Below are 23,616 nucleotides of genomic sequence, written 5' to 3' on the forward strand. Positions count from 1 at the left end.
GAGCCTGACATGAACCGCCGCAATTTCTTGAAAACCGCCGCCCTCACTGCTATCGCCACAGCCGCCGCGTCGCACTGGAATTTTGCGATGGCCGAGGGCGCGAGCAGCATCTTCACGCTCGCCTATCCGACGAGCTTTCCGGACCTTGACCCGGCCACCTCGTTTTCCAACGACGGCGCGGTGCTTGCCAATGTCTATGAGGGACTGACGCGCTACATTCCCGCGACCGACACGACCGAAGCCAGGATCGACCCCCTGCTCGCCACGTCCTGGGATGTGAGCGCAGACGGCAAGACCTGGACCTTCACCCTTCGCGATGGCGTGAAGTTCCATGACGGCAGCCCGCTGACCTCGCAGGCGGTCAAGGGCTCGATCGAGCGGACCAAGAAAATCGGCGGCGGTGCGTCCTTCATCTGGGGCCCGGTTTCGTCCATCGAAACGCCGGAACCGCTGAAGGTGGTCTTCGTGCTTTCCGAACCGCAGCCACTGGACCTCATCGCATCGGCCGGCTTCGCCGCCTGGATCTATGCGCCTTCCGCGCATGACAAGGAAGCTTCCTGGTTCAATGCCGGCAACGATGCAGGGACCGGAGCGTTCAAGATTTCGCGTTACGAGCCCGGTCAGCGCGCCGTTCTCGACCGGGTCGAAGGCTATTGGGGCAAGGTGCCGGATGGCGCCTTCCAGACGATCTCGTTCGAGATCGTCGAGGATGCGACGCTCGCTCAGAACATGATCGAGAGCGGCCAGGCCGACTGGACCTACAGCCTCCCCTCCGAAAATCTCGAGGCGTTGAAGTCCAATGCCGATCTCAACGTGGTCGTGAACCCTTCCTTCGAAACGCTGTTCGGCCTCTACAACGTCAAGCGTGCGCCACTTGACAAGGTCAAGGTGCGTCTGGCCCTGTCGCTCGCCTTTCCCTATGACGACGTGATCGCCGCGGGAACGAGCGGTTTCGGCACCCGCGCCAAGGGCGTCGTCCCGGCCGGCATCTGGGGCCACGATGCCAATGCGCCGATCCCAAAGACCGATCTGGAAGCCGCAAAGGCACTTCTTGCCGAAGAGGGCATTGAGCCGGGCCTGGAACTGGTCATGACCTATTCCACGTCCCAGGCGATCGAGGCGGTCGCAGGCGAACTCTGGAAGGCCAATCTCGAAACGCTCGGCATCACGCTGAAGCTTCAGCCGATGGCATGGGAGGCGCAATGGCAGCTGGGCAAATCGAACCCCGAGGCGGCACAGGACATTTTCGTCATGTTCTGGTGGCCGACCTTCGTCACCCCCTACGACTACCTCTTCAACCTGTTCCACAGCGAAGAGAAACCGAATTTCAATCTCGGCTACTATTCCAACCCGGAGGTAGACGCCAAGATCGATGAAGCGGCCAAGCTCTCGGGCACAGACCGCGCGCGCGCCGAAGCGTTGTTCATCGAAGCGCAGCGCAAGATCATCGAGGATGCAGCAGCCATCTTCATGCTCGACCAGCCGAACGTCCACGTCATCCGTGCGGACATCAAGGGCTATGCTGACAATCCGGCCTACGGGCACATCGCCTTTGTCAACGATCTGAGCCAGTAGGGCACGCGGGGGTCTGATGGAACTTCTACGCTACATCCTACGCCGCACGTTTCTCTCCGCCTTCGTATTGGTCGGCGTGACCTTCCTGGTCTTCGTGGTGGCACAGGTCGTTCCGTCGGACCCCGCAGCGCTCTATGCGGGCCCGCGTCCCACGGCCGAGCAAATCGAGAAGGCGCGCCAGGAACTCAATCTCGACGCGCCTCTTCCGGCCCGTTTCGCGACTTTCGCCGGCGCCATGGCCTCCGCAGATTTCGGCATTTCCTACAAGTCCAGACGCCTCATCGCGGAGGATCTCAGGGCCTATCTTCCGGCCACCCTGGAGCTCGCCATATTTTCGACCGGCCTTGCGCTCCTGATCGGCATCCCGCTCGGCGTCATCGCCGCGGCGCGGCAAGGCGGTTGGGCGGACCGGTTCTGCAGTTTCGGTTCTATCGCGGCCGTCGCCATGCCGACCTTTTTCCTGGCCATGATCCTGCAGCTCATCTTTGCGCAATGGCTTGGTATCCTCCCGCTCTCCGGTCGACTTTCCAGAGAGATCGCGATCTCCGCGCCGCTGCCGATGGTGACCGGCTTCAACTTGATCGACGCGCTCATCGCCGGCCGCCTTAACGCATTCGGCGACGCCCTGACGCACCTGATCCTGCCGGCATTGACGCTCGCCTCCTATCCTGCCGGCGTCGCCATGCGGTTGACCCGCTCGGCCATGATCGAAATCCTCGAACGCCGGCATATCGTTGCCGCGCGCGCGCTCGGCCTTTCCGAACCGCGCATCCTCTTCGGTCACGCGCTGCCGAATGCCATGGGGCCGGCGCTGACGGTGATCGGCCTGTCCTTCGCCTATGCACTGACCGGCGCGGTGCTCGTCGAGATCATTTTCGCCTGGCCGGGTCTCGGCCGTTACGTCTCCGAAGCGATCCTCGCCAAGGACTTTCCGGTCATCGCCGCCGTCACCATGGTCGTGACCATCTGCTATGTCGTGATGAATCTGCTGATCGACATCACCCAAGCCCTTGTCGACCCGCGGGTGGCGCTGTCATGAAAAAGCTCCTCCAACGCCTCGGCTGGCCTGGCACCGTCGCCCTTGCGATCGTCCTTCTCTTCGTGCTCGTCGCGCTCTTCGCGCCGTGGATCGCGCCTTATCCCCTGCAGGGGGCCGGCGGCCCGAATGTTGTCGCCAAGCTCTCGCCGCCCTCCGCAGACTACTGGCTGGGGACAGACCATCTTGGCCGGGATATTCTGAGCCGCATTGCTTACGGCACCCGGGTGTCGCTGACGAATGGCATATTGATCGTCGCCTTCTCGCTGCTGATCGGCCTGCCGATCGGTCTTGCCGCCGGCTACTTCGGCGGTTGGGTCGACGAGGCGCTGATGCGCGGTACCGACGTCTTCCTCGCCTTCCCTGCACTATTGCTAGCGGTGCTGATGGCCGCCGCCCTCGGACCGGGCTTTCTGAACAGCGTCATCGCCGTCGCTGTCACCTGGTGGCCCTGGTATGCGAGACTGGCCCGCGCGGAGGTGCTGGTGCTGCGTGGTCAGCCCTATGTGGAGGCGGCGCAACTCTCCGGCGTCTCGCATTGGCGCATCATCCTCCGCCACATCCTGCCGGCGACAGGCAGGCCGCTGACCGTGCAGGCTGCTCTCGATGTCGGGCCGGCACTTCTTACCGCGGCTGCCCTCTCCTTCCTTGGCCTGGGCGTGTTGCCGCCGACCGCCGACTGGGGCCAGATGGTAGATGCCGGTCGAAAGTTCTTCCCCGCGCGCTGGTGGTATTCGGCGATGCCGGGCCTCACCATCTTCGTCATCGCGCTCGCCTTCAGCGTGCTCGGCGATGCGCTGCGAGAGCGCAAGGGAGGGACTGCTCGTGCCTCTGCTTGATATCCGCAACCTGTCGGTCAGCATCCCGACAACAGAAGGCGACGTTCACGCGGTGCGTGCGGTCAGCCTTGAGATCGAGCGCGGCGAGATCCACGGCGTCATCGGCGAATCCGGCTGCGGCAAGACCATGACCGGGATGGCGGCACTTGGCCTGGCTCCGAAGGGTGCCCGCATCGTTGCCGACCGGTTCCATTTTGACGGCGAGGATCTTCGCGAGCATGCGGTGCGCCTGCGTGGCCGGCGTATCGGCATGATCGCCCAGGATCCTGCCGCCGCCCTCAATCCGGTTCTCAGCATCGCCACGCAGATGGACGATGTGATCCGCGCCCATCGCGACCTGCCGCATCGGGCGAGGCGCGCGGAGGCGATCGATCTGCTGGCCTCAACGGGACTGTCTGATCCTGAAAGAGTGCTCCGCGGCTATCCGCACCAGCTTTCCGGCGGCATGCAGCAGCGCGTGGTCATCGCCCAGGCACTGGCGACCGGCGCGGACTTCCTGATCGCCGACGAGCCGACCACAGCGCTGGACGTCTCGGTCGGCGCCCAAGTTCTGGCGCTTCTGCGCAAGCTGGTGACCGAGCGCGGCCTCACCGTTTTGATGATCACCCACGACATGGACGTCATCGCCGAGGCCTGCGACCGTGCAACCGTGCTCTACGCAGGCCGCTCCGTCGAGACCGGCCCGGTCGATGCCGTGTTGCAAAGTCCCGGGCACCCCTACACCCGTGCCCTGCTCGCCGCGCTCCCCGACGCTGCACCGCTCGGAGCACGGCTCGCGGCCATCGAGGGCTCCATCCCGCCGCCGCGCTCGGCAATTGCCGGCTGTGCCTTTGCCACGCGCTGTCCCCAGGCGCTCCATGAGTGCGCAGTCACGCCACCGCCGGAGCGCAGCCGTGCTGTGCATCGCTGGCTATGCCACCTGCCGGAGGATGCTGCATGACCACGCCGACACTGGACATCGACAATCTCGTGATCCGCTACCGCGCCGGTCTCTTCGCGGTGCGCCCAAAACCCGCAGTCAACGGCGCAAGCTTCCGCCTTGCCAAGGGCGAGACCCTCGGCATCGTCGGCGAAAGCGGCTCCGGCAAGACAAGTCTCCTGCGCGCCATCCTTCGGCTCCTTCCGGCGGAAAGCGGGCAGATCCGGCTCGACGGCCAGGACTGGCTTGCGCTAAGGGGCAGCGCGTTGCGCCGGGAACGCCAGAAGATCGGCGTCGTGCTGCAAAACCCCTTCCTCTCGTTGAGCCCGAGATTGACGATCGCCGATATCCTTGCCGAGCCGATCCTGGCGCAAGGCGGCCGACACGGCGCGGCCATGCGGAAGAAGATCGCGGGCCTGCTCTCCGACTGCGGGCTGCCGGCTGATTTTCTCGACCGACGCGCAAGCGAACTCTCCGGTGGTCAGGCTCAGCGCGTGGCGATCGCCCGCGCACTAGCGCTGGAGCCGAGCCTCCTCATTCTCGACGAGCCGACATCGGCGCTCGACGTCTCCGTGCAGGCACAGATCCTCAATCTCCTTTCGGATCTGAAGGAAAGCCGCGGGCTGTCGATGCTCTTCGTAACCCATAATCTGAAGGTCGTCGCACATGTCTCCGACGCGCTTCTGGTCATGCGGCACGGCGACGTCATCGAATTCGGCAGAACGAAAGAGGTGATCGGCGCGCCAGCCGATCCCTATACGCGCGAACTGCTTTCCTACGGGCGCCGCGAAAAGCTTGTCGAGCACGAACTGGCTCCCGGCTGACGCCAAGCGCCTACCTCGCTTTCGTTTTCAGTGGTCTGCATAGGCAACGACTGAACTGCCACTGCCCAATCTCAATGCGCAACCGGCGGCCATGCGATGACCACCGGTGCAATTGGCCGTCTCTGCGTCAGAGGCGGGCTACTTCGTGACCGTCAGCATCGCATGCATGCCGGCTTCGAAGTGTCCCTTGATATTGCAGAGCAGTACATAGGACCCTGGCGTGAGCTTGGCCTTCATCTGGCCATCGGCACCCGGTTTCAGGTCGGACACCTCGCCAAGGCTTTTCAGCTGCTTTTCGTTGACGCGGTGCTTGGCCGCGACGACATCGATCTTCTGGTCGGCCGATTTCAACTTGATCAGCACCATCTCGTGCTCTTCTGTCATTGCGTCGTTGTGGACCATGAAGGTCGTCTCGCCGGCCTTGATGGTCGATTGATCCAGTGTGAGGGTCATCGAACCGCCAGCCTCGCCGCTCTCGACAACTTTGACGGTCGTGCCGGCAAATGCAGGCGACGTCAGACAGATGAAAGTAAGCACTGCTAGCTTGTTTCGGGTGAACCGCATTTTAAGTTTCCCTTTTTTTTGCTGCCGTTTATCGGCGATGTGCGCCATGACGCGAGACCTTGCTGACCGGTGGGCTCTTCCTTGGTCAGGACGCGATCGTGCGTTCAGCCTCGTCGCAATGAGCGGAACCGATCGGCAATGCCGTGCGGCCCCGACGCCGTTCTAGGCGACACACCCTGTCCATCGGCTGTCCTGCAGCTGCTTTGTGACGGCGCCAGGGTTTTACGGACGGAACCGGCTCGACACGCCATCGCTTGGTTGGAGGCCGCCATCAGCAGCCTCCTCCAGTACAGTCGGACGAGCCGATGGACAGGGTGTGGCCTCCGCCGGCCGTGCTTTGGCGAAAGTCTCCCGATGCGGCTTTCGCCAGATCAATCCGCGCGTTCAGCGGCCCCGGCCGCCGCCGCCACGTCCTCCACCGCCGCCACCACCACGGAAGGCTGCCCCACCGCCCCGACCGCCACCGCCGTGGAACCCGCCGCGGCTGCCACCCTGAAAACCGCCGCCGCGATAGCCGCCGCCACGGTCAAAGCTTTGGAAGTTGCGGCCGGACTCCTGGTAGAGCCGGCCATAGTTGCGGCTCAGTTCATTCTGGTTGCCGAACTGTCGTCCGGCACGATCGAAGGATAGATGATCCGGCGCCCGCTGACGAACCTGCTGGTTGCGACGGGGTGCAGGCCTTGTCTCGACCCGGTTCTGAATACGTTGGGCGGCTTGAGGTCTGTTGGATGCTGCACGCTGACCGGCATTTCGCAGGTTCTCTCCGTCCGGCCGCTGGACCGGTTGCCAGCCATCCGGCGTGTGCTTCTGCCACTGCCCGTCCTGGCGACGATAGACGCTGCCGTCGCGACCGGCATAGACGTCACCGCCCTTGCTGCCGACGATAAAGCCTTTGTTGCCTTCTGTGTTGCGCCAGCGCAAACCGCCGGCACTGCCTGTTGTTCCGCCGCTTATACGTGCGAATTCTCCACCGTGCTTGACGGCAACGCTGCCCCAGGAACCGTAGACATTCTGGCCGCCGCGCGCGACCATGGCGTTGCCGGTCCTTGGATTGTAGGCGGAGATGAAGCCCCGTTCGCCGCCAGGTCCTGCCGCAGCACCAGCGCGGAACCGGGTCCCGGTGACGGGATTGTAAGCCGCGCCAAACGCCAAACCCCTCTCGGGACCGTAGGCGTAGCCATAGCGGCCGAAGGTTCCGTAGGCCGGGTTGTATGAGGCGCCAAACCCATAGCTGATCGGAGGCGGATAGTAGGGCCAATCGTCATCGTAGTAGTCCCAATAGGGCGGATAGTACCACCCCGACCCCCATACGACGGTGTCCCAGGCGAGATACGTATAGAGGTAGCCGAGGGTGTAGCCGTACCAGACGGCGTCCGGTTCCGTGTCGTAAACGCGGACATAGGTGGCGTTATAGACCGGAGACGACGATGGAATGCCGTAGATCTCGTCAGCAACCGCGCGTGCAACGGCAAAGGGCCCGGTCGGCGTATCGCCGACGAACCAGATGCCATCCTTGAGGACGAAATACTTGTCCGCGACCTTGATGACCTGCTCGTTCGCGTTGACGGCATAAAACAGGGACGTGCCTTCGATCGGCTCGAACTTCGGCTCGCCATTGTAGTGTACGTCCACCTTCAATGACCCATCGGTCGAAACCCGCGCAAGCTTCGGAATGCTCGCCCTCAGACGCGCCATTGCGCTTTCGGAGGTGCCGGGGATCGAAGCACGCACTGCTGAATAGGGCGCGTCGTCGGGTAGGTTCACGAAATCTTCCGGCAGATCGGGAGTGGCGAAATTCCAGGGTCCTTCGAGCAAGGCTGATGAGAACCATCTTCCGGAGAGAAGGGTGTACCAGTTCTTGCTGGCCCGATGGAAAAACACCGAGCTGGTCGTATTGGAAACCCAATCTAGCCCTGTGCCCGTCACCGGTTCGAGGACCGGCTTTCCTTCAAAGATCAAGAGCTCCGCTGGCTTCTCCGAATAGAAAACCTTCGGGATCTCGTTCTCGTTGAAGCGCGTTGGCGGAAGGGAGGCCTTTACCCCTTTCCAGTTCTCGATGTCAGGCAGTTTGGAAAACAGATCCGGAACCGTTTCTGCCTCAACCCAGCTGGTCTCCAATGTCTTCGAAGTGAGCCAGTTCTTGTCGCTTCGCAGATAGTAATCGCCCGATTGTTCGACTTTAAACAGGTCCCAGTTCGTGTTGACCACGAACGATAGGCCCTCAACGCCCTTGACCGGGGCCGTAACCGCCTTGCCGTCCGTCTGCAGCAGGATCGCTGGCGCCTCGCTCTCAAAGATCGGCGGCGGGTCGGCCTTGATATCCGGAACGTCTGCGAGACGCTCGAAATCCGCAAGGCTCGCGGCCAGCCGTTGCTGCGACACGACGATCGGATCGGTAGGAACAAGCTTGCCGATATCGAGCGCGAGATCGGCAAGTTGCTGGCGGTCGAGCGCAGAGAACTCGAGCCGCGTGGTGCGAACATCCGTCAGCGTGACGTTTTCAGATGCATCATCAGCGACAGTCTTTGCCGAAAGCCCGATGATCCCGTAGACCGGCTTTGCGTCTGCGGACGATTTGAGTTCGGTGGCCACAAGAGCCTCGAGCTCCTTGAAATCCTTCCAGGATATTATCTGCGGCTGAAAGAGCGTGATCGTCGCGCCCTTGTCGGTGTTGAACACCCTTGGCCAGGCAGGCGCGGTGGCGTCAGACTGGTTGAGATATTTGCCCGCAACGAACCCATTTGCGCCGGAGTAACTCACGGCACACCAGCTGGCTTCCGAATCACACTCCTTGATATCGACTTCCTCGCCCTGGGGGATGACGCGTATCGCGTCAAATCCGGTGCCAGGGCCAACCCTGAAATTCACATTTGCCGTCAGGACGGCGGGGTCCGCAAAAGCAGAGGTCGAGAAGAACGAAGCGACCGTGAGGTAGGCAAGAATTCTACGCATGATCACATTCCTTCATTGGTGTGTAGGTGTGTTCAAGTCCTGTTAGCTGGAAGTTGCACTAGGCACGGATCGTCGCGCAAAGGCGTCTCGAGATTTCAGCTATTCGGCGTCGTTTAATTCGGAAATCATTGCACATTCGATGACGGGTGCAACTGGTAACGCTGCCAACTTCTAATTAAACCGGGCATTGAACGACGCCTTCCTTGTTGCCCGTCGAGCAGACCCCATCGCGGCGCCCCCCGGTTGGTGGAGCGGCTGGAGAACGGCATCTTCCGGTATCGTGAATGTCCAACCTTGCAGATGGTTGCGGTCCTCCGCCTGACGGGAAAGGGCGTGCTTTTCGTGCTCTCCTTTTTGGGGCGCAAGAGTTATCCTGTTTTCGAATATCGAGATTGCCAAGAAGGCCGGCGCACGTATAGTTTCCATCTCTCCCGACGGCTTCGTCGTCGCCTCCCGCCGATGAAAACGTCATTCTCAACGCCTGCCGCTTGTCGATCCACTCCTCATCGTGCCGATCTGCGGCGCCCAGATGTATGATGCTCGACGTGCTTTTTTACCCTGCTCGCGCGCAAATGCGAGGCAGATGCTTCATTAAACTGATGCAAGGATAGTGGACATGGAAACGACCTTTTCTCCGGTGCTGACCGTTTGCGGCATCGAGGAACTTCCGGGGCAGAGCAGCCGAAACGTGACCCACGTTCTGTCGATCGTCGATCCGGAACTCCCGGAACTGGAAGCTTTCGGCGCCTATGGCGAACACCACCGCACGACGCTGCGTTTCCACGATATCATTGCGGCGGCACCGAACCGGGTGATGCCCCGCCCGGACCACGTGGAGGCCATTCTTCGCTTCGGTACAGATTTCCTGACACGGCAGGATCGGGAAGCCGCGAGCCATGTGCTGGTTCATTGCCATATGGGCGTATCGCGCTCGACGGCAGCCATGCTGACCCTCATGGCGCAGGCAAACCCGGATGAGCCCGGCGAAAGCCTCTTTGCCCGCCTTGCCGCCATACGCCCGCAAGCGTGGCCGAATTCCCAGATGATTGGCTTTGCCGACGAGCAGCTCGGTCGCCGGGGTGATCTCACTGCGGCGCTTGGCCGCCACTATGGTCGGCAGATCAAGAGCCGCCCCGAGTTCACCGAATGGATGACGACACTCGGCCGCGATGCCGAATTGCAGATGGCCATTCACGACTGACCGCCTAAGGCGCACCCGGTCTCGAGGCATCATCGGCAGAGGCGCTCAGCGTGGATATTGTAAAATTCTTCGCAGAGCGCCCACCTTCAGGAACACCGCGCGATCCAGGTGGCTGGCCGGAAACCAAGGGAGCAGCGACAGCGGACTCTCGCCTCCACGATGGCCGATGTCTGCAAGATGCGGCCAATGGCGACGCACGGCAAAAAGGGAACGGCATGATGAGCGAGCGTGACGTCGAAGAGATTTCCGCACTGATGATTGCAAGCTTCCGCCAGCTGACAGGCAGAAGCTTAGGTGATCCTTCCGCGGATGGCAGGTGGCTCTATGAATCCGCGCCGTTCGCCTTGCTCGCACATGACCGGTCCGAGGATCCCCGTTTCATATACGCGAACAAGACGGCCCAGGCCTGTTTCGGATACTCTTGGGAGGAATTCATCGGCATGCCGTCGCGCCTTTCTGCCGAGGCGCCAGACCGCGAAGAAAGGCAGCGTCTTCTAGACGGCGTCTCCGCCAAGGGGTTCATCGACAACTATCGCGGCGTTCGGATCGCGAAATCCGGACGCCGGTTCTGGATCGAAAACGCGACCGTCTGGCAGCTTGTGCGCACCGGCGGCGCCTGTGTCGGCCAGGCCGCCGTCTTTCACACCTGGAAGGACCAGTAAGCGCGCTTTACGGCTCATCTCGTGACCGCTTGAGACGCTGCTTCCCGCCTCCCAATAGAGAGATCGTCTACGGTCGCCCCTACCTTTGGCCAAAGTCTCTTCCGGCTACCCCGGCAATAGACAATCTGTCGCCTTCCCTCTGGCAGACTTCCTCCACACAACAAGAGGAGGCCGCCATGACCGCCGTATTTGCCCGCACGACCTTTCACGACGCCCTCGCCTGCCTTGCCGATCCGCACCTGCTCAGGGAACTCGCGTATGTCGGCGGTCGCTGGATTTCCGGCCATGACGGTGCCGGCTTCAAGGTGACCGATCCCGCCTCGTCGGCGACCCTTGCCTGGGTCGCGGCCCTTGATGCCGAGCAGACCGGGGAGGCCATCTCGACCGCGAGCGACGCGCTGCCCGCCTGGCGCAGCATGCTACCGCAACAGCGCGCCGCGATCCTGCGCAAGTGGCATGACCTGATCCTGGAGGCACGCGCTGATCTTGCGCTGCTGATGACGCTGGAACAGGGCAAGCCGTTTGCCGAGTCCAGTGCCGAGATCGACTATGCAGCCTCTTTCATCGAGTGGTATGCCGAGGAAGGAAAGCGCCTCAACGCCGAAAGCGTCACCAGCCATCTTCCCGGAGCAGAGATGATCGTGCGCCGCGAGGCCCTCGGCGTCGTCGGCATCGTGACGCCGTGGAATTTCCCCTCCGCCATGATCACGCGCAAGGCCGCAGCGGCCCTCGCCGCCGGCTGCACCGTCGTTGCACATCCCTCCAGCGAAACACCGCTTTCAGCACTTGCCCTTGCCGAACTCGGCGAGCGGGCCGGCCTGCCCGCAGGTGTCTTCAACGTGGTGACAGGGGATGCCGCCACCATCGTGGGCCGCATGAATGCCGATGCGCGCATCCGCGCCATGAGCTTCACCGGGTCGACGGAAATCGGCAAGCTCATCGCCAGCCAGTGCGCACGGACTATGAAGCGGCTGGTCATGGAACTCGGCGGGCACGCGCCGCTGATCGTCTTCGCCGATGCCAACGTGGAGAAGGCAGCCGATATCGCGATCGCCGCAAAGTTCGCGACGTCTGGCCAGGATTGCCTCGCTGCCAATCGCATCTATGTCGAGCGGCCGATCCTCAGGGCTTTTGAGGAGGCCTTTGCTGCGCGGATTGCGCGCTTGAAGGTCGGCGCCGGGCTCGACCGCGACTGCGAAATCGGCCCGCTGATGCAGGAACGAGCGATCGCCAAGGTTGAGGAGCAACTTGCCGACGCGCTACGGCTTGGCGCCAAGCTTTCGGTCGGCGGACGACGCCACCCGGCCGGGCCGCTTTTCTTTGAACCCACGCTCCTGACCGACGTGCCCGACGAGGCACTGATCATGCGCGAAGAGACATTCGGTCCGGTCGCAGCGGTGACGGCCTTTGACAACGAGGACGAAGTGATCGCCCGCGCCAACGACACTGAGTATGGCCTAGTCGCCTATGTCGTCACCGAGAGCGGCGCGCGCCAGATGCGTCTCGGACGGGCGCTTGAGTATGGCATGGTCGCCATCAATCGGGTGAAGATCACCGGCGGACCGATCCCCTTCGGAGGCTGGAAGCAGTCGGGCCTTGGCCGCGAAGGCTCCCGCCACGGCATCGAAGCCTTCACGGAACTCAAATATCTCTGCATCGACACGGCCGCCTGATCGCGGGCGCCACATTTCATACGCGAAAGGAAAGACCATGCTCGAAAGAAGCAACGAACTTACCGCCTCAGACCGTGACCACTTCTTCCACCCGTCCACGCACATGGGCATGCATGCGCGCGGCGAGACGCCGACCCGGGTCATCTGCGGCGGCGAAGGCGTCTACATCACCGACACCAGCGGCAACACCAGCCTTGACGCATTTGCCGGCCTCTACTGCGTCAATGTCGGCTACGGCCGGCAAAAAATCGCCGACGCGATCGCTGAGCAGGCCAAGAACCTCGCTTACTACCACGCCTATGTCGGTCACGGCACGGAAGCCTCGATCACGCTGTCCAAGATGATCATCGACCGCGCACCGCAGGGTATGAGCCGTGTCTATTTCGGTCTTTCAGGCTCGGATGCAAACGAGACCAACATCAAGCTGATCTGGTACTACAATAACATCCTCGGCCGGCCGGAAAAGAAGAAGATCATCTCACGCTGGCGCGGCTATCATGGTTCCGGCGTCATGACGGGCTCGCTGACCGGCTTGCATCTCTTCCACAACGCTTTCGACCTGCCGCGCGCGCCGATCCTGCACACGGAAGCGCCCTACTTCTTCCGCCGCCCGGACCGGTCGATGGATGAAGAGCAGTTCTCGCAAGATTGCGCCGACAAGCTCGAAGAGATGATCCTGGCCGAAGGACCGGAGACGATCGCCGCCTTCATCGGCGAGCCAATCCTCGGTACGGGCGGCATCGTACCACCGCCGAAGGGCTACTGGCAGAAGATCCAGGCGGTGCTCGAAAAATACGACATCCTGCTCGTCGCCGACGAGGTGGTCACTGGCTTCGGCCGTCTCGGCACGATGTTCGGCTCCGACCATTACGGCATGAAGCCCGATCTCATCACCATTGCGAAGGGTCTCACTTCGGCATACGCGCCGCTTTCCGGCACGATCGTCTCGGACAAGGTGTGGCAGGTGCTGGTGCAGGGCTCTGACGAGCTGGGCGCGATCGGCCATGGCTGGACCTATTCCGCCCATCCGATCTGCGCGGCCGCGGGCGTTGCCAATCTCGAACTGATCGACGAGCTGGGCCTTGTCGAGAACGCCGGCAAAACCGGCGCCTATTTCCGCTCGGAACTGGCGAAAGCGCTTGCCGACCACAAGCATGTCGGCGAGGTGCGTGGCGACGGATTGATGGCGGCGGTCGAGTTCGTCGAGGACAAGGACGACCGGGCCTTCTTCGACCCGGCAAAAAAGGTCGGCCCGCAGATCGCCGCCGCCCTCCTGGAACGCGGCGTCATCGGCCGCGCCATGCCCCAAGGCGACATCCTCGGCTTCGCACCACCACTCTGCCTGACGAAGAAAGAGGCTGACATCGTCGTGAAAGCGGCCGCAGACGCGATCACATCCGTGCTCGGCTCAAAGTAAGGCCCGGCGAGCAGGAAACGATGAAAGAGGCCCAATGGCGCAATCATGCGTTTCCATTCCCTGCATGCCCGGCCGCGCAAGCGACCGGGCATAAGCTCGAAGTTCAGGAGGGCCCGCGGCCACGCGCTCAATGAAGCCTCTGGTGTCTCGGACCGAAGAAACCTCCGGTCCTCACCTTAAAGCTTATTCTAGAACGATGGCGTGCCCGCGCGGACACAGCTACGTCTGCCTCTCTCGCTTCAGCAGGTATTGAGCTGTGGTGAGGTAATAGTTCCGGGCGTTAGCATTGATCTGGCGTTCGCCCAACTCGGTCAGCGCCTGAGCCTTGATCTCCTTGGCTGCCATGTTCGCAGGGTCAACGGCCAACACATGGTCGATCATTTCTGCCGCCCATTGAAACTCCTTGGCCTCAATGGCTTCCCGGGCGCGGGCGATGACCTTATCTAGGCCTCCTGCCATTTCGAGCATCTTTCGGGCGCGCTCCCCGGGCGGCAGAGGATTCAAATTCGTGGCATTTCCATCGAACCAGCCGACGTAATCGGCGTAAATACCACGCACAGCCCACGCGACAGTGCCATAGTATTCTTGCAGGTAGGGGCTCTTTGAGAGCTCAGGAGAGAGTTTCACCTCCTGAACAAGCTCGTCGGGTGTCTTTCCTTGTTTGATACCGGCCAGGGTCTGGTCGAGGACGGTCTTGATGCCGTCGCGGTAATCGGTGAGAGCCTTGCGGACCTCGTCCTTCCCGAGGATCGGGCGCATGTGGCCCTGGACCATGTAGGTGGCGTCCAGGGCGAGCATTTTGTCGAGGCTTGCGATCCACTTCTCCGGCGGCCTCAGCTTCAGGCCGCGGATCGGCGAGAGGTTCGGGTATGATTTCAGGAAATCATCGCCGGGGACCAGCACTCCCTTCCCGGCGATCCAGATCGCCGTGTTCTCAGGAGACTCCCCTGGCGTATGGATGAGCTGCATCTGCAGCCCCGCCAACTCTATAGTCTCGCTCTCCCCTCTGAATGTGCGGGTCGGCGGCAGGAATCCCTCCCGCGTATGCGGGGTCACACGGCCATATTCGAGCTGCGTACCCGCGTTGATGAACAGATGGTCAGCGAGCTTGGTGCCGAAGGCATCACCGCCATCGCGCGGTCCTCTTCCGAACTCAGGACCAGATTCTAACAGCGTCTGATGGCTGTAGATTTCGGGGTTGTCAGGTCCGGCAAACACGCTCGCGCCGCCGGAATGGTCCGGGTGATTGTGCGTGTAGATGATTGCCAGGACGGGACGTACGAAGCGATTTCCGAAGGCGTCCACGATCGCCTTTGCGTCGACGGGGTTTGCAGACGTGTCGACGATAATGGAGCCTCTCTCCCCCTGGATCAGCGTGACATTGCTCGCCGAATACCCCACGGCAGCAAAGACACCGTCCGTGATTTCGATGACTTCCTTCCGGAATTCTGCGGAACTCGCACGCAGTTGCTCGCGCCCGGCGAATTCATCTGGAGACGCGGGCGACGTCTGCCCGAGTGTTGATGCGACCATTAAGGTTAGTCCTACTTCACGGCTCCACGAGCCTGGCATGGTACGTTCAGAAATGACGGCGACCGGCCGTCTGTCGTTGCGGTTGCGACTGCAACGCATCCCGTGGACTTGATATGGGAATAACTGACGGAAGTCCCGTCCTTCCTTGCGGCCGAGGTATGCGTGGTGATCGCCGGAGAAACTCAAGTCTCTTCGGCCGTAGGGCTAAAACGCGGCCGGCTGTCCTGGCCAAGCGGCGTGCCAGTGGAAAGCTACCTTTCTTTGCGCTGGTTCAAACAGCCCGGCCCCTCTTGCCTTTAGGCTGGACGTCGAAATGCCGGATCGTGATTGCGCAGCGCCGAAAGATGCCGCTACGCAACTCTGGACGTGGAACGAACGTAATGCGAGCAGCCGAACCCGCGATGACATCGACATTGGCCCAGACAAAAGAGGACATCAGCCGTGCGATCGCACGGATGCACGGCGCGATCTTGAGCAGCGCCATCGACTGCGAATGCCGTGACCGCGTGGGCGAGGCACTGCGCGACCTTGAGAGGCTGGAGCGCGAGCGGATCGAGCGGAGCCTGTTGACCGCGGCCGGCGAGCAACGGCGTAGGATCGCGGCACTTCTCGAACTGCTGGATGATTTCGACCCGAAGGAGACAGATACGCTCGACGACGGCACCATGGCTGAGGCGGGCCTGCTCTTCGCCGATATCGCCGCAGCCGCAGAGTTGGGTTCCTATCTGCTACGACAAGCGCGCCAGGTTCACCATTCGTCCGACGTGGTGCAGGAGGTGAGCAATCGTGCCGCACCCAGCGAGTGACCTTTGCCCAGCGCGTTTCGAAGGCTTGCAGCGACCCGACGCCTCGCAGCGCAGCCGGTTCAGAGACGCGCTTCTGGACATTGCCATGTCCCAAACCGTTGCGCTCGGGGAAATGAGCTTGCTTCTCGAAACCCTGCAAGACGATAGAGGAACCGGAAGCACGGACTGGCGCTGATGTGGCCGTCCCTCGCGTCCTGGCCGTTGCGTCGGGTAGTGGACATCCGGTTCGCCACGGAACCCGACGAAGGCTGCTCACATTGATCCTGGAGCCCATCCGTACAGACGCTGCGCATGGTCATGACATGGCCGTTTGGCAGGGTGGGCCGCTCCGGAAGCGGCCGACCCTTCGTCGTCCGCTTAGATATCCCAGTCGGAGTCCAGCGAGTACGCCTCGATGGAGTCGATCTTCATCTCCGCGCCGTCGGCAAAGTCGTCATTAGGCGTGTCGGCCATCCCTCCAACCGCGAGATTGACGAGCATATACATCGGCTCGTGCATATCCGCGGGCGTGTCCGTGCGGGCGATCTCCGTGTCGTCGAAGTACCAGACGATCTCATCTTCCGTCCAAAGCACGCCATAGTCGTGAAACCCATCGGTATCGGCGACCTGCACTCCGTCTCGGCTCACGGTGTGCTCGCCGCTTTCGTTGGAATGGGCGGTGGTGATCACGGTATTGGTGTCCTGCCCGCGCATTTCGACGACGTCGAGTTCCGGCGGCCAGGAGCCGTCGGCGGGTAGCAGCCAGAAAGCGGGCCAGGCGCCTTGATCGTCCGGCATGTCGGCTCGCATCTCGAAGTAGCCGTAGGTCTGGGCGAAGGACGAATAGGTCGTCAGCATCCCGGACGTGTAATCATAGCCACCGATCTCGGACTGGATTTCTTCCGAGGCGCGCTCGGCGGTGATCGTCAGCACGCCGTCCTCGACCGAAAACGGGTTGATGGAAGCGGTCGGCTCATAACTCGGATTGACGTACCATTGCAGCTCGCCGTTTTCGGTTAGCGTTGCCCCCTCTTCCGGCGCCCACCAGTATTTCGCATCCCAGACACCGCCTGTGTCGCTGCGGAGTTGAAGCGTGTCGAAATCATCCGAGAAAGTCTGCGTGAAGGCGGACCGGTCCAGGTTCAGCTTGAACTGGCTCTCCTGCAATTGGTCGGTTGTCGTATCGGCGAAGACCACACTTTCGCCTTCGGCGAGATGAAGGCGGAGATCGTCCCCCTCCTGGGCAGAATTGGCCAGGACCTGGTCGAACGAGGTGAAGCCATAGCCATCGAGGCGGACCGTGTCGTTGGAGCTGAAATCGGCGATGAGGTCGCTGCCGTTGCCATGTTCGAACACGAAAGTATCGGCTCCACCGGCGCCGATGAGCACGTCGTTACCTGCGCGTCCGTCGATGGTCTGGCTGCCCGAACCACCGGTGATGATATTGTCGGCACTGTTGCCGAACGCATATCGGTCGTTGCCGGTGACGGTCAGGTTCTCGAAATTCTCCGGCAAGGTGTAGCTCATCCACGTATCGATCGTGTCTACGCCTTCGCCGGGGGCCTCTTCGGCCCGGTTCGTCGATGAATAAAGGTAGTAGATGTCGTCGCCCGTGCCGCCGACCATCGTTACGTCGACGGAACTATCGCCCCAGATGGAATCGTTGGCCGGCGTGCCGTAAAGGGTCGGTCCGGATCCGGTTGCGGAATACCATGCCGTCGAACTTCCGCTGTAATAGACCGGCTGTCCTAGGGCGTTCATGGCAGTTCTGCTCATCGAGAAGTCTCCTGCTTGATAGAGTGCCCCTTCCCGGTGAGCAGCCCTAGCATCTCTGACTGTGGCCTGTCGCCCACACCTCAAACTCTTTTGCCCCTGCGCATTTTTTAACCGCGATAGCAATGGGCGCGGATAGGCTCCCGCGGGGATCGAAGCACTCGCCGGAAAGCGCCGGCGACGCGATTCTTAGAATGGAGAAACGAAAACGCACTCAGGCTGCAGCATCACGATGGCGCGGATTCCGATCGATACCGCATGGGAAGTCCTTACCGGTCGCTGCTTTTCCTATTGATAGATATGGATTGTCGACACGCCGAGAGTGTGTCAGCTTCCCGCTTGGGAGGCTGATCGATGATAACGCCGCTGTCGCATATGCGTGAGATAGAGCGTGTTGGCTTGGGCGCTGCGAGCCCGCGCGATGCACCCGTGGTCCAATCCTGGCTTCGCTGCCTCAATGATTACAAGCTGGATCCGACGATCGCGCAGGAAGCCTATATCGTTCCGGGATCGAAGCTGCGCGAGCATCGCGAACAGGCTGAAGAACTGATCCGCATCGGCCGCTCCGGCCTTGAAGGGCTGTTCAACCAGGTCGCCGAACAGAACTATGTTTTGTTGCTATCCGATGCGCGTGGCGTCACCGTCGATTTCATGGGCGACCCTACTTTCGACAACCAGTTGCGCAAGGCGGGTCTCTATCTCGGCTCGGAATGGTCGGAGAGCCGAGCAGGAACCTGTGCCGTCGGGGCCTGCATCGTCTCCGGCGAACCGGTCATCATTCATCAGGACGATCATTTCGACGCCAGCCATATCGGGCTGACTTGTACGGCGGCGCCCGTCTTCGACACGCTTGGCGACCTTACCGCCGTGCTCGACATCTCCCAGCTCCGGTCACCCACCGCCAAGGCGAGCCAGCAACTGGCGCTGCATCTGGTGTCCGCCACTGCGCGGCGGATCGAGCTCGCCAATCTCATGACCCGTACCCGCAATGACTGGGTCCTGCGGCTTGCGCGCTCTCCGGAATTCCTTGATGTCGACCCGGACGCCGCCATCGCTCTCGATGGCAGCGGGCGTATCACTGGCATGACCCATGGCGGTTTTGGCGCACTCGCCCGCTCGATGAACATCCGCGGCCTCAGAACGCGTGATTTTCTTGGACTTCCGGTCTCGGAGGTCTTCGATATCGACGTGGACGACCTGCCAAATTTCATGCGCGGCCGGCCGAACGGCGAACGCCTGCTTCGAGCCAAGAGTGGTCTTGTCCTTTTCGCTAGCGCCATCGCGCCCGTCGTCAGCCTTCGCACGCCTGCCGGCGCGGAACCGCGCCTTCCACGGGCTTTGCGCGATCTCAGTCGCGGCGACGCCGCAATGGAACGGGTGCAGACCCGCGCGGCGAAACTTGCGACACGCAACATCTCTATTCTCATTCAAGGGGAAACGGGCAGCGGCAAGGAATATCTTGCGCGCGCGATCCATGACAGTTGCGGCGGCAATGGCAACTTCGTCGCGGTCAATTGCGCGGCGATCCCGGAACATCTCATCGAATCCGAACTCTTCGGCTACGCTCCCGGCGCGTTCACTGGCGCCAGCCAGAAGGGCAAGCGCGGCCTGATCGAGGATGCCGACGGCGGCACCCTGTTCCTCGACGAGATCGGCGACATGCCGCTTTCGCTGCAAAGCAGGCTGTTGCGCGTGCTCTCGGAAAATGAGGTCCAGCCGGTCGGCGCGCTGAAGGCGCGCCCGATCCGCCTGCGCGTCGTTTCCGCTTCCCACCGCGATCTCGCGGAACTGGTGAAGGAAGGCCGTTTCCGAGAAGACCTTTATTACCGCCTGAACGCCGTAACGCTCTGCCTCCCAGCCTTGCGAGAGCGCCAGGATCTCGGCTGGCTGATCGACCAATTGCTCGCTCGCATCGAGAAGGAAAACAACGAACCCTACCGCATCGACAAGGCCGCGCGGACAGCCTTGCTGGCGCATGAATGGCCGGGAAATCTGCGTGAGCTTTCCAACGTCCTGCGGGTGGCCGCCGCGCTTTCCGAAAGTGGCCTCATCGATACCGAGTGCCTGCCGGAACATCTCTTCGCCGCCGCCGTCCGTTCGTTGCCTGGTGAGGATGATGCACTGAAACAGGCGCTGCGAGACTGCGGCGACAACGTCTCGGCACTTGCAAGAAAGCTCGGTGTCAACCGCTCCACCATCCATCGTCGCCTGAAGCGTCTCAACTGACGCAACGCCTGCAACACCTGTTGCGCAGCAACTGTTGCATTCCCCGAGGCTTTCGGCTGCGGATATTTTTAAGCCATTGATATTACCGCAGAAATAAGCGGAATCGCGATTTGGCATGCTGCTTGCTGTCCCTCCTGTGCAAGAACAACAGGAGGAAACACAATGAAAGCTCTGCGCTTTCACGCTGCCAGGGATCTACGTATTGACGATGTCGAGGCCCCGCCTCAGCCCGGGCCGGGCGAGGTGCTGGTGGAGAACCGTTTCTGCGGCATCTGCGGGACCGATCTGCATGAATACGCCTATGGGCCGATCTTCATCCCGAAAGAGCCGCATCCCTTTACCGGCGCCCATGGGCCACAGATCCTTGGTCATGAATTCGGCGGCGTCGTAAAGGCAGTCGGCGAAGGGGTCAGCCATGTGAAGCCGGGCGACCGGGTCTCGGTTCAACCGCTGATCATGCCCCGCCGTGGCGACTATTACGCCGATCGCGGTCTGTTTCACCTGAGCGCCAACCTCGCACTTGCGGGCCTCTCCTGGCATTCGGGGGGAATGGCGGAAGCAGCCCTTCTCAACGACTACAATGTCCAGCCCATTCCCGATGCACTGTCCGACGAGGAGGCCGCGCTGATCGAGCCCACCGCAGTCGCTGTTTATGCCTGCGACCGCGGCGGCGTCACCGCCGGTTGCAGCGTGCTGGTCACCGGCGCAGGGCCGATCGGCATTCTCGTCGCCATGGCTGCACGAGCCGCCGGCGCTTCGAAGATCTTCCTCTCCGATCCTAACGAGACGCGACTGTCGCTGGCCAAGGAAGCGCAGGGCGACGTCCGCACAATCAATCCGAAGATGGAAAAGGTCAGCGACGTCGTTCAGGCCGAGACCGAGGGCGGTGTCGGCTGCGACGTCGCCATCGAATGCGTCGGCAACGAACATGCGCTCAAGGCCTGCGCAAGCGCCGTGCGCAAGCAGGGCGTCGTCGTACAGACCGGTCTTCACCCCGGAGAAAGCCCGTTGAACTGGTTCGACGTGACCTTCAAGGACATCGATATCCGCGGTTCCTGGGCCTACCCGACCCACTACTGGCCGCGTGTCGCACGCCTGATCGCGAGCGGCCAGATTCCGGCTCGGAAGATCGTCACCAAATATGTCTCGCTCGGCGAGGCGGTTTCGGCAGGGTTCGACAAGCTGCTCGATCCCGCCGGCACCCATCTGAAAATACTGATCGACCTCAAGCGTTAGGCCGGTCCGCGTTGCGGGGCGGTTGAGGAGCCGTCCCATCTTCATCATAGAGCAGGAGGAGAAACGATGCTCGAGAAGACCCCCACCACCCGCGTCCAGGCGCTGCTTGATGCCTTCGGCGCCGCGCTCGAAACCGGCCGCATAGACGATGCGGTCAACCTCTTTGCCGAGGAATGCTACTGGCGCGACCTCGTCGCCTTCACCTGGAACATCAAGACGGTCGAGGGCCGGGATCAGGTGCGCGACATGCTCGATGCGCAGCTCGCCTTCGCAAAGCCCTCCAATTGGCGCGTCGCCGCTGGCGAGGAAGCGACCGAGGCCGATGGCGTGCTCGAAAGCTGGATCTCATTCGAGACGGCGACGGGGCGCGGCTATGGCCTCGTGCGCATCAAGAACGGCCTTATCTGGACGCTGCTGACGGCGCTTGCCGAACTCAAGGGCCACGAGGAAAAGTCCGGCTTTACCCGCCCGCTCGGCGCCAAGCACGGCCAGAATATCGGCGCGAAGACCTGGAAGGAGGAGCGCGAGCATGAGGAGCGCACGCTCGGTTATGAAAATCAGCCCTATGTCGTGATCATCGGCGGCGGACAGGGCGGCATTGCACTCGGCGCTCGGCTTCGTCAACTGGGCGTGCCCACCATCATCCTTGAAAAGAACGATCGGCCAGGCGACAGCTGGCGCAAGCGCTACAAGTCGCTCTGCCTGCATGACCCCGTCTGGTACGACCACCTGCCTTACATCGATTTCCCGAAGAACTGGCCGGTCTTCGCGCCGAAGGACAAGATCGGCGATTGGCTGGAATTCTATACGAAGGTGATGGAGCTGAACTACTGGACACGCTCCACCGCCAAGTCGGCCAAATGGGACGAAGTCACGAATGAATGGACGATCGTGGTCGACCGCGACGGCGAGGAAGTGGTGCTGCGGCCGAAACAGCTCGTCTTTGCAACCGGCATGTCCGGCAAGGCGAACATCCCGGATTTCAACGGCCGCGAGCGCTTCAAGGGCGAGCAGCATCATTCCTCGCAGCATCCGGGGCCGGATGGCTACAGGGGCAAGAAGGTTGTCGTGATCGGCTCGAACAATTCGGCCCATGACATCTGCGCCGCGCTTTACGAAGCGGGCGTCGACGTCACGATGATCCAGCGCTCGACGACCCATATCGTCAAGTCCGACACGCTGATGGATATCGGCCTCGGCGGGCTCTATTCCGAACAGGCGCTGGCAAATGGCGTGACGACGGGCAAGGCCGACCTCATCTTCGCCTCGCTGCCCTATCGGATCATGCACGAGTTCCAGATCCCACTTTACGACAAGATGCGCGAACGCGACGCCGACTTCTACGCGGCGCTGGAGAAAGCCGGCTTCCAGCTGGACTGGGGCGCGGACGGCTCGGGTCTTTTCATGAAGTACCTGCGCCGCGGATCCGGCTACTACATCGATATCGGTGCTTCGCAGCTGATCATCGATGGCAAGGTAAAGCTTGCCGCGGGACAGGTGGAGGAGATCACCGAGACCTCGGTAAAACTGTCTGACGGCAAAGAAATCCCGGCCGACGTCATCGTCTATGCGACGGGCTACGGCTCGATGAACGGCTGGGTCGCGGACCTCATCGACCAGGAGACCGCCGACCGGATCGGCAAGGTCTGGGGGCTCGGCTCCGATACGCCGAAAGACCCCGGCCCCTGGGAGGGCGAGCAGCGCAACATGTGGAAGCCGACGCAACAGGAGGCGCTTTGGTTCCACGGCGGCAACCTGCACCAGTCGCGCCATTACTCGCAGTATCTCTCGCTGCAACTGAAGGCACGATTGGAAGGCATCCAGACACCGGTCTACGGCCTGCAAAGCGTTCATCACAAACGCTGACGAAAGTGCGCAGACGAGAGGGCGGTTTGCCCGCCCTCTCTCGCGTTCGCGAGAAGACCAGGCTAGCTTCGGACGGCAGATCTTAGTGCGCCCTCCGAACCCGGGATGAAAGCGTCACTGCCCCCCGCTGCGAGCGGAGATGCCGACTATCGCCTATCTATGGTCGTTCCAGGGACCAGGCAATTCGTGCGGGCCCCTCTGGCCTTACCAGTCCATCACCACCTTGCCGGAATTGCCGGAGCGCATGGCCTCGAAGCCGTCGCGGAATTCGTCGATCCTGATGCGGTGGGTGATGACGGGAGAAAGGTCGAGGCCGCCCTGCACGAAGGCGATCATCTTGTACCAGGTCTCGAACATCTCGCGACCGTAGATGCCCTTGAGGTTGAGCATCTTGAAGATCACCTTGTTCCAGTCGATCTCGAAGCCGGCCGGCGCAATGCCGAGGATGGCGATCTTGCCGCCATTGTTCATCTTGTCGATCATGTCGCGGAAGGCCGGTGCCGCTCCCGACATCTCCAGCCCGACATCAAAGCCC

Annotated in this window: 18 protein-coding genes; 13 read left to right on the forward strand and 5 right to left on the reverse strand. The window is 61.9% G+C overall.

The window, feature by feature from the left end; translation table 11 throughout:
• Positions 1-9: 9 nt before the first annotated feature.
• The 5 genes from ASE60_RS08875 to ASE60_RS08895 are packed head-to-tail and all read left to right on the forward strand — an operon-like array spanning position 10 to position 5,193.
• A complete protein-coding gene (locus ASE60_RS08875; protein WP_057249379.1) occupies positions 10-1,575 on the forward strand; it encodes an ABC transporter substrate-binding protein in 1,566 nt (521 codons plus the stop codon).
• Between the two features lie 16 nt (positions 1,576-1,591).
• Positions 1,592-2,614, forward strand: coding sequence for an ABC transporter permease (locus ASE60_RS08880; protein WP_057249380.1), 1,023 nt, complete (start codon positions 1,592-1,594; stop codon positions 2,612-2,614).
• On the forward strand, positions 2,611-3,450 hold the full coding sequence (locus ASE60_RS08885) for an ABC transporter permease (protein WP_057249381.1): 840 nt from the start codon (positions 2,611-2,613) through the stop codon (positions 3,448-3,450). Before ASE60_RS08880 ends, ASE60_RS08885 begins: the two co-directional genes overlap by 4 nt.
• The gene (locus tag ASE60_RS08890; RefSeq protein WP_057249382.1) at positions 3,437-4,390 is read left to right on the forward strand and encodes an ABC transporter ATP-binding protein; all 954 of its coding nucleotides are present in this window, start codon (positions 3,437-3,439) and stop codon (positions 4,388-4,390) included. The genes ASE60_RS08885 and ASE60_RS08890 overlap by 14 nt, the downstream gene beginning before the upstream one ends.
• A complete protein-coding gene (locus ASE60_RS08895) occupies positions 4,387-5,193 on the forward strand; it encodes a dipeptide/oligopeptide/nickel ABC transporter ATP-binding protein (protein WP_057249383.1) in 807 nt (268 codons plus the stop codon). Before ASE60_RS08890 ends, ASE60_RS08895 begins: the two co-directional genes overlap by 4 nt.
• Positions 5,194-5,331: 138 nt before the next feature.
• Here the strand turns inward: ASE60_RS08895 and ASE60_RS08900 are convergent, their stop codons facing one another.
• Both ASE60_RS08900 and ASE60_RS08905 read right to left on the reverse strand, forming a co-directional pair.
• Positions 5,332-5,757 carry a plastocyanin/azurin family copper-binding protein gene (locus ASE60_RS08900; protein ID WP_057249384.1) on the reverse strand — a complete coding sequence of 142 codons (426 nt, stop codon included), beginning with the start codon at positions 5,755-5,757 and terminating at the stop codon, positions 5,332-5,334.
• A 384-nt stretch (positions 5,758-6,141) separates the two neighbouring features.
• Entirely contained in the window at positions 6,142-8,709 is a 2,568-nt protein-coding gene (locus ASE60_RS08905; protein WP_244495571.1) for an SH3 domain-containing protein, read from the reverse strand.
• Between the two features lie 616 nt (positions 8,710-9,325).
• Here ASE60_RS08905 and ASE60_RS08915 point away from each other — a divergent pair.
• From ASE60_RS08915 to ASE60_RS08930, 4 genes are all read left to right on the forward strand, one after another.
• On the forward strand, positions 9,326-9,910 hold the full coding sequence (locus tag ASE60_RS08915; RefSeq protein WP_057249386.1) for a protein-tyrosine-phosphatase: 585 nt from the start codon (positions 9,326-9,328) through the stop codon (positions 9,908-9,910).
• 218 nt (positions 9,911-10,128) lie between these two features.
• Positions 10,129-10,572, forward strand: coding sequence for an MEKHLA domain-containing protein (locus ASE60_RS08920; protein WP_244495572.1), 444 nt, complete (start codon positions 10,129-10,131; stop codon positions 10,570-10,572).
• A 176-nt stretch (positions 10,573-10,748) separates the two neighbouring features.
• Positions 10,749-12,245, forward strand: a complete 1,497-nt coding sequence (locus ASE60_RS08925; protein WP_057249388.1) for an NAD-dependent succinate-semialdehyde dehydrogenase — start codon at positions 10,749-10,751, stop codon at positions 12,243-12,245.
• Positions 12,246-12,282: 37 nt separating this feature from the next.
• Positions 12,283-13,662, forward strand: a complete 1,380-nt coding sequence (locus ASE60_RS08930) for an aspartate aminotransferase family protein (RefSeq protein WP_057249389.1) — start codon at positions 12,283-12,285, stop codon at positions 13,660-13,662.
• Positions 13,663-13,881: 219 nt separating this feature from the next.
• On the opposite strand, the gene ASE60_RS08935 is transcribed toward ASE60_RS08930, so the two are convergent.
• Positions 13,882-15,195: an alkyl/aryl-sulfatase gene (locus tag ASE60_RS08935; protein WP_057249390.1), complete on the reverse strand. Its 1,314-nt coding sequence runs from the start codon at positions 15,193-15,195 to the stop codon at positions 13,882-13,884.
• A 380-nt stretch (positions 15,196-15,575) separates the two neighbouring features.
• Here ASE60_RS08935 and ASE60_RS08940 point away from each other — a divergent pair, with 380 nt between their 5' ends.
• The gene (locus ASE60_RS08940; protein ID WP_057249391.1) at positions 15,576-16,001 is read left to right on the forward strand and encodes a hypothetical protein; all 426 of its coding nucleotides are present in this window, start codon (positions 15,576-15,578) and stop codon (positions 15,999-16,001) included.
• 357 nt (positions 16,002-16,358) lie between these two features.
• Here the strand turns inward: ASE60_RS08940 and ASE60_RS08945 are convergent, their stop codons facing one another.
• Complete coding sequence (locus tag ASE60_RS08945) at positions 16,359-17,756, reverse strand: family 16 glycosylhydrolase (RefSeq protein ID WP_057249392.1); 1,398 nt, start codon at positions 17,754-17,756, stop codon at positions 16,359-16,361.
• Positions 17,757-18,107: 351 nt separating this feature from the next.
• On the opposite strand from ASE60_RS08945, the gene ASE60_RS08950 reads away from it, so the two are divergent.
• From ASE60_RS08950 to ASE60_RS08960, 3 genes are all read left to right on the forward strand, one after another.
• Positions 18,108-19,979 carry a sigma-54-dependent Fis family transcriptional regulator gene (locus tag ASE60_RS08950; RefSeq protein ID WP_057249393.1) on the forward strand — a complete coding sequence of 624 codons (1,872 nt, stop codon included), beginning with the start codon at positions 18,108-18,110 and terminating at the stop codon, positions 19,977-19,979.
• Positions 19,980-20,141: 162 nt separating this feature from the next.
• Positions 20,142-21,215, forward strand: coding sequence for a 2,3-butanediol dehydrogenase (locus ASE60_RS08955; protein ID WP_057249394.1), 1,074 nt, complete (start codon positions 20,142-20,144; stop codon positions 21,213-21,215).
• Positions 21,216-21,281: 66 nt separating this feature from the next.
• Positions 21,282-23,081, forward strand: a complete 1,800-nt coding sequence (locus ASE60_RS08960) for an NAD(P)/FAD-dependent oxidoreductase (RefSeq protein WP_057249395.1) — start codon at positions 21,282-21,284, stop codon at positions 23,079-23,081.
• A 204-nt stretch (positions 23,082-23,285) separates the two neighbouring features.
• Here ASE60_RS08960 and ASE60_RS08965 read toward each other — a convergent pair.
• On the reverse strand, positions 23,286-23,616 hold a 331-nt coding region (locus ASE60_RS08965), incomplete at its 5' end, for a zinc-binding dehydrogenase (RefSeq protein ID WP_156414614.1).

The sequence above is a fragment of the Ensifer sp. Root278 genome (assembly GCF_001429285.1).
GTDB lineage: Bacteria > Pseudomonadota > Alphaproteobacteria > Rhizobiales > Rhizobiaceae > Ensifer.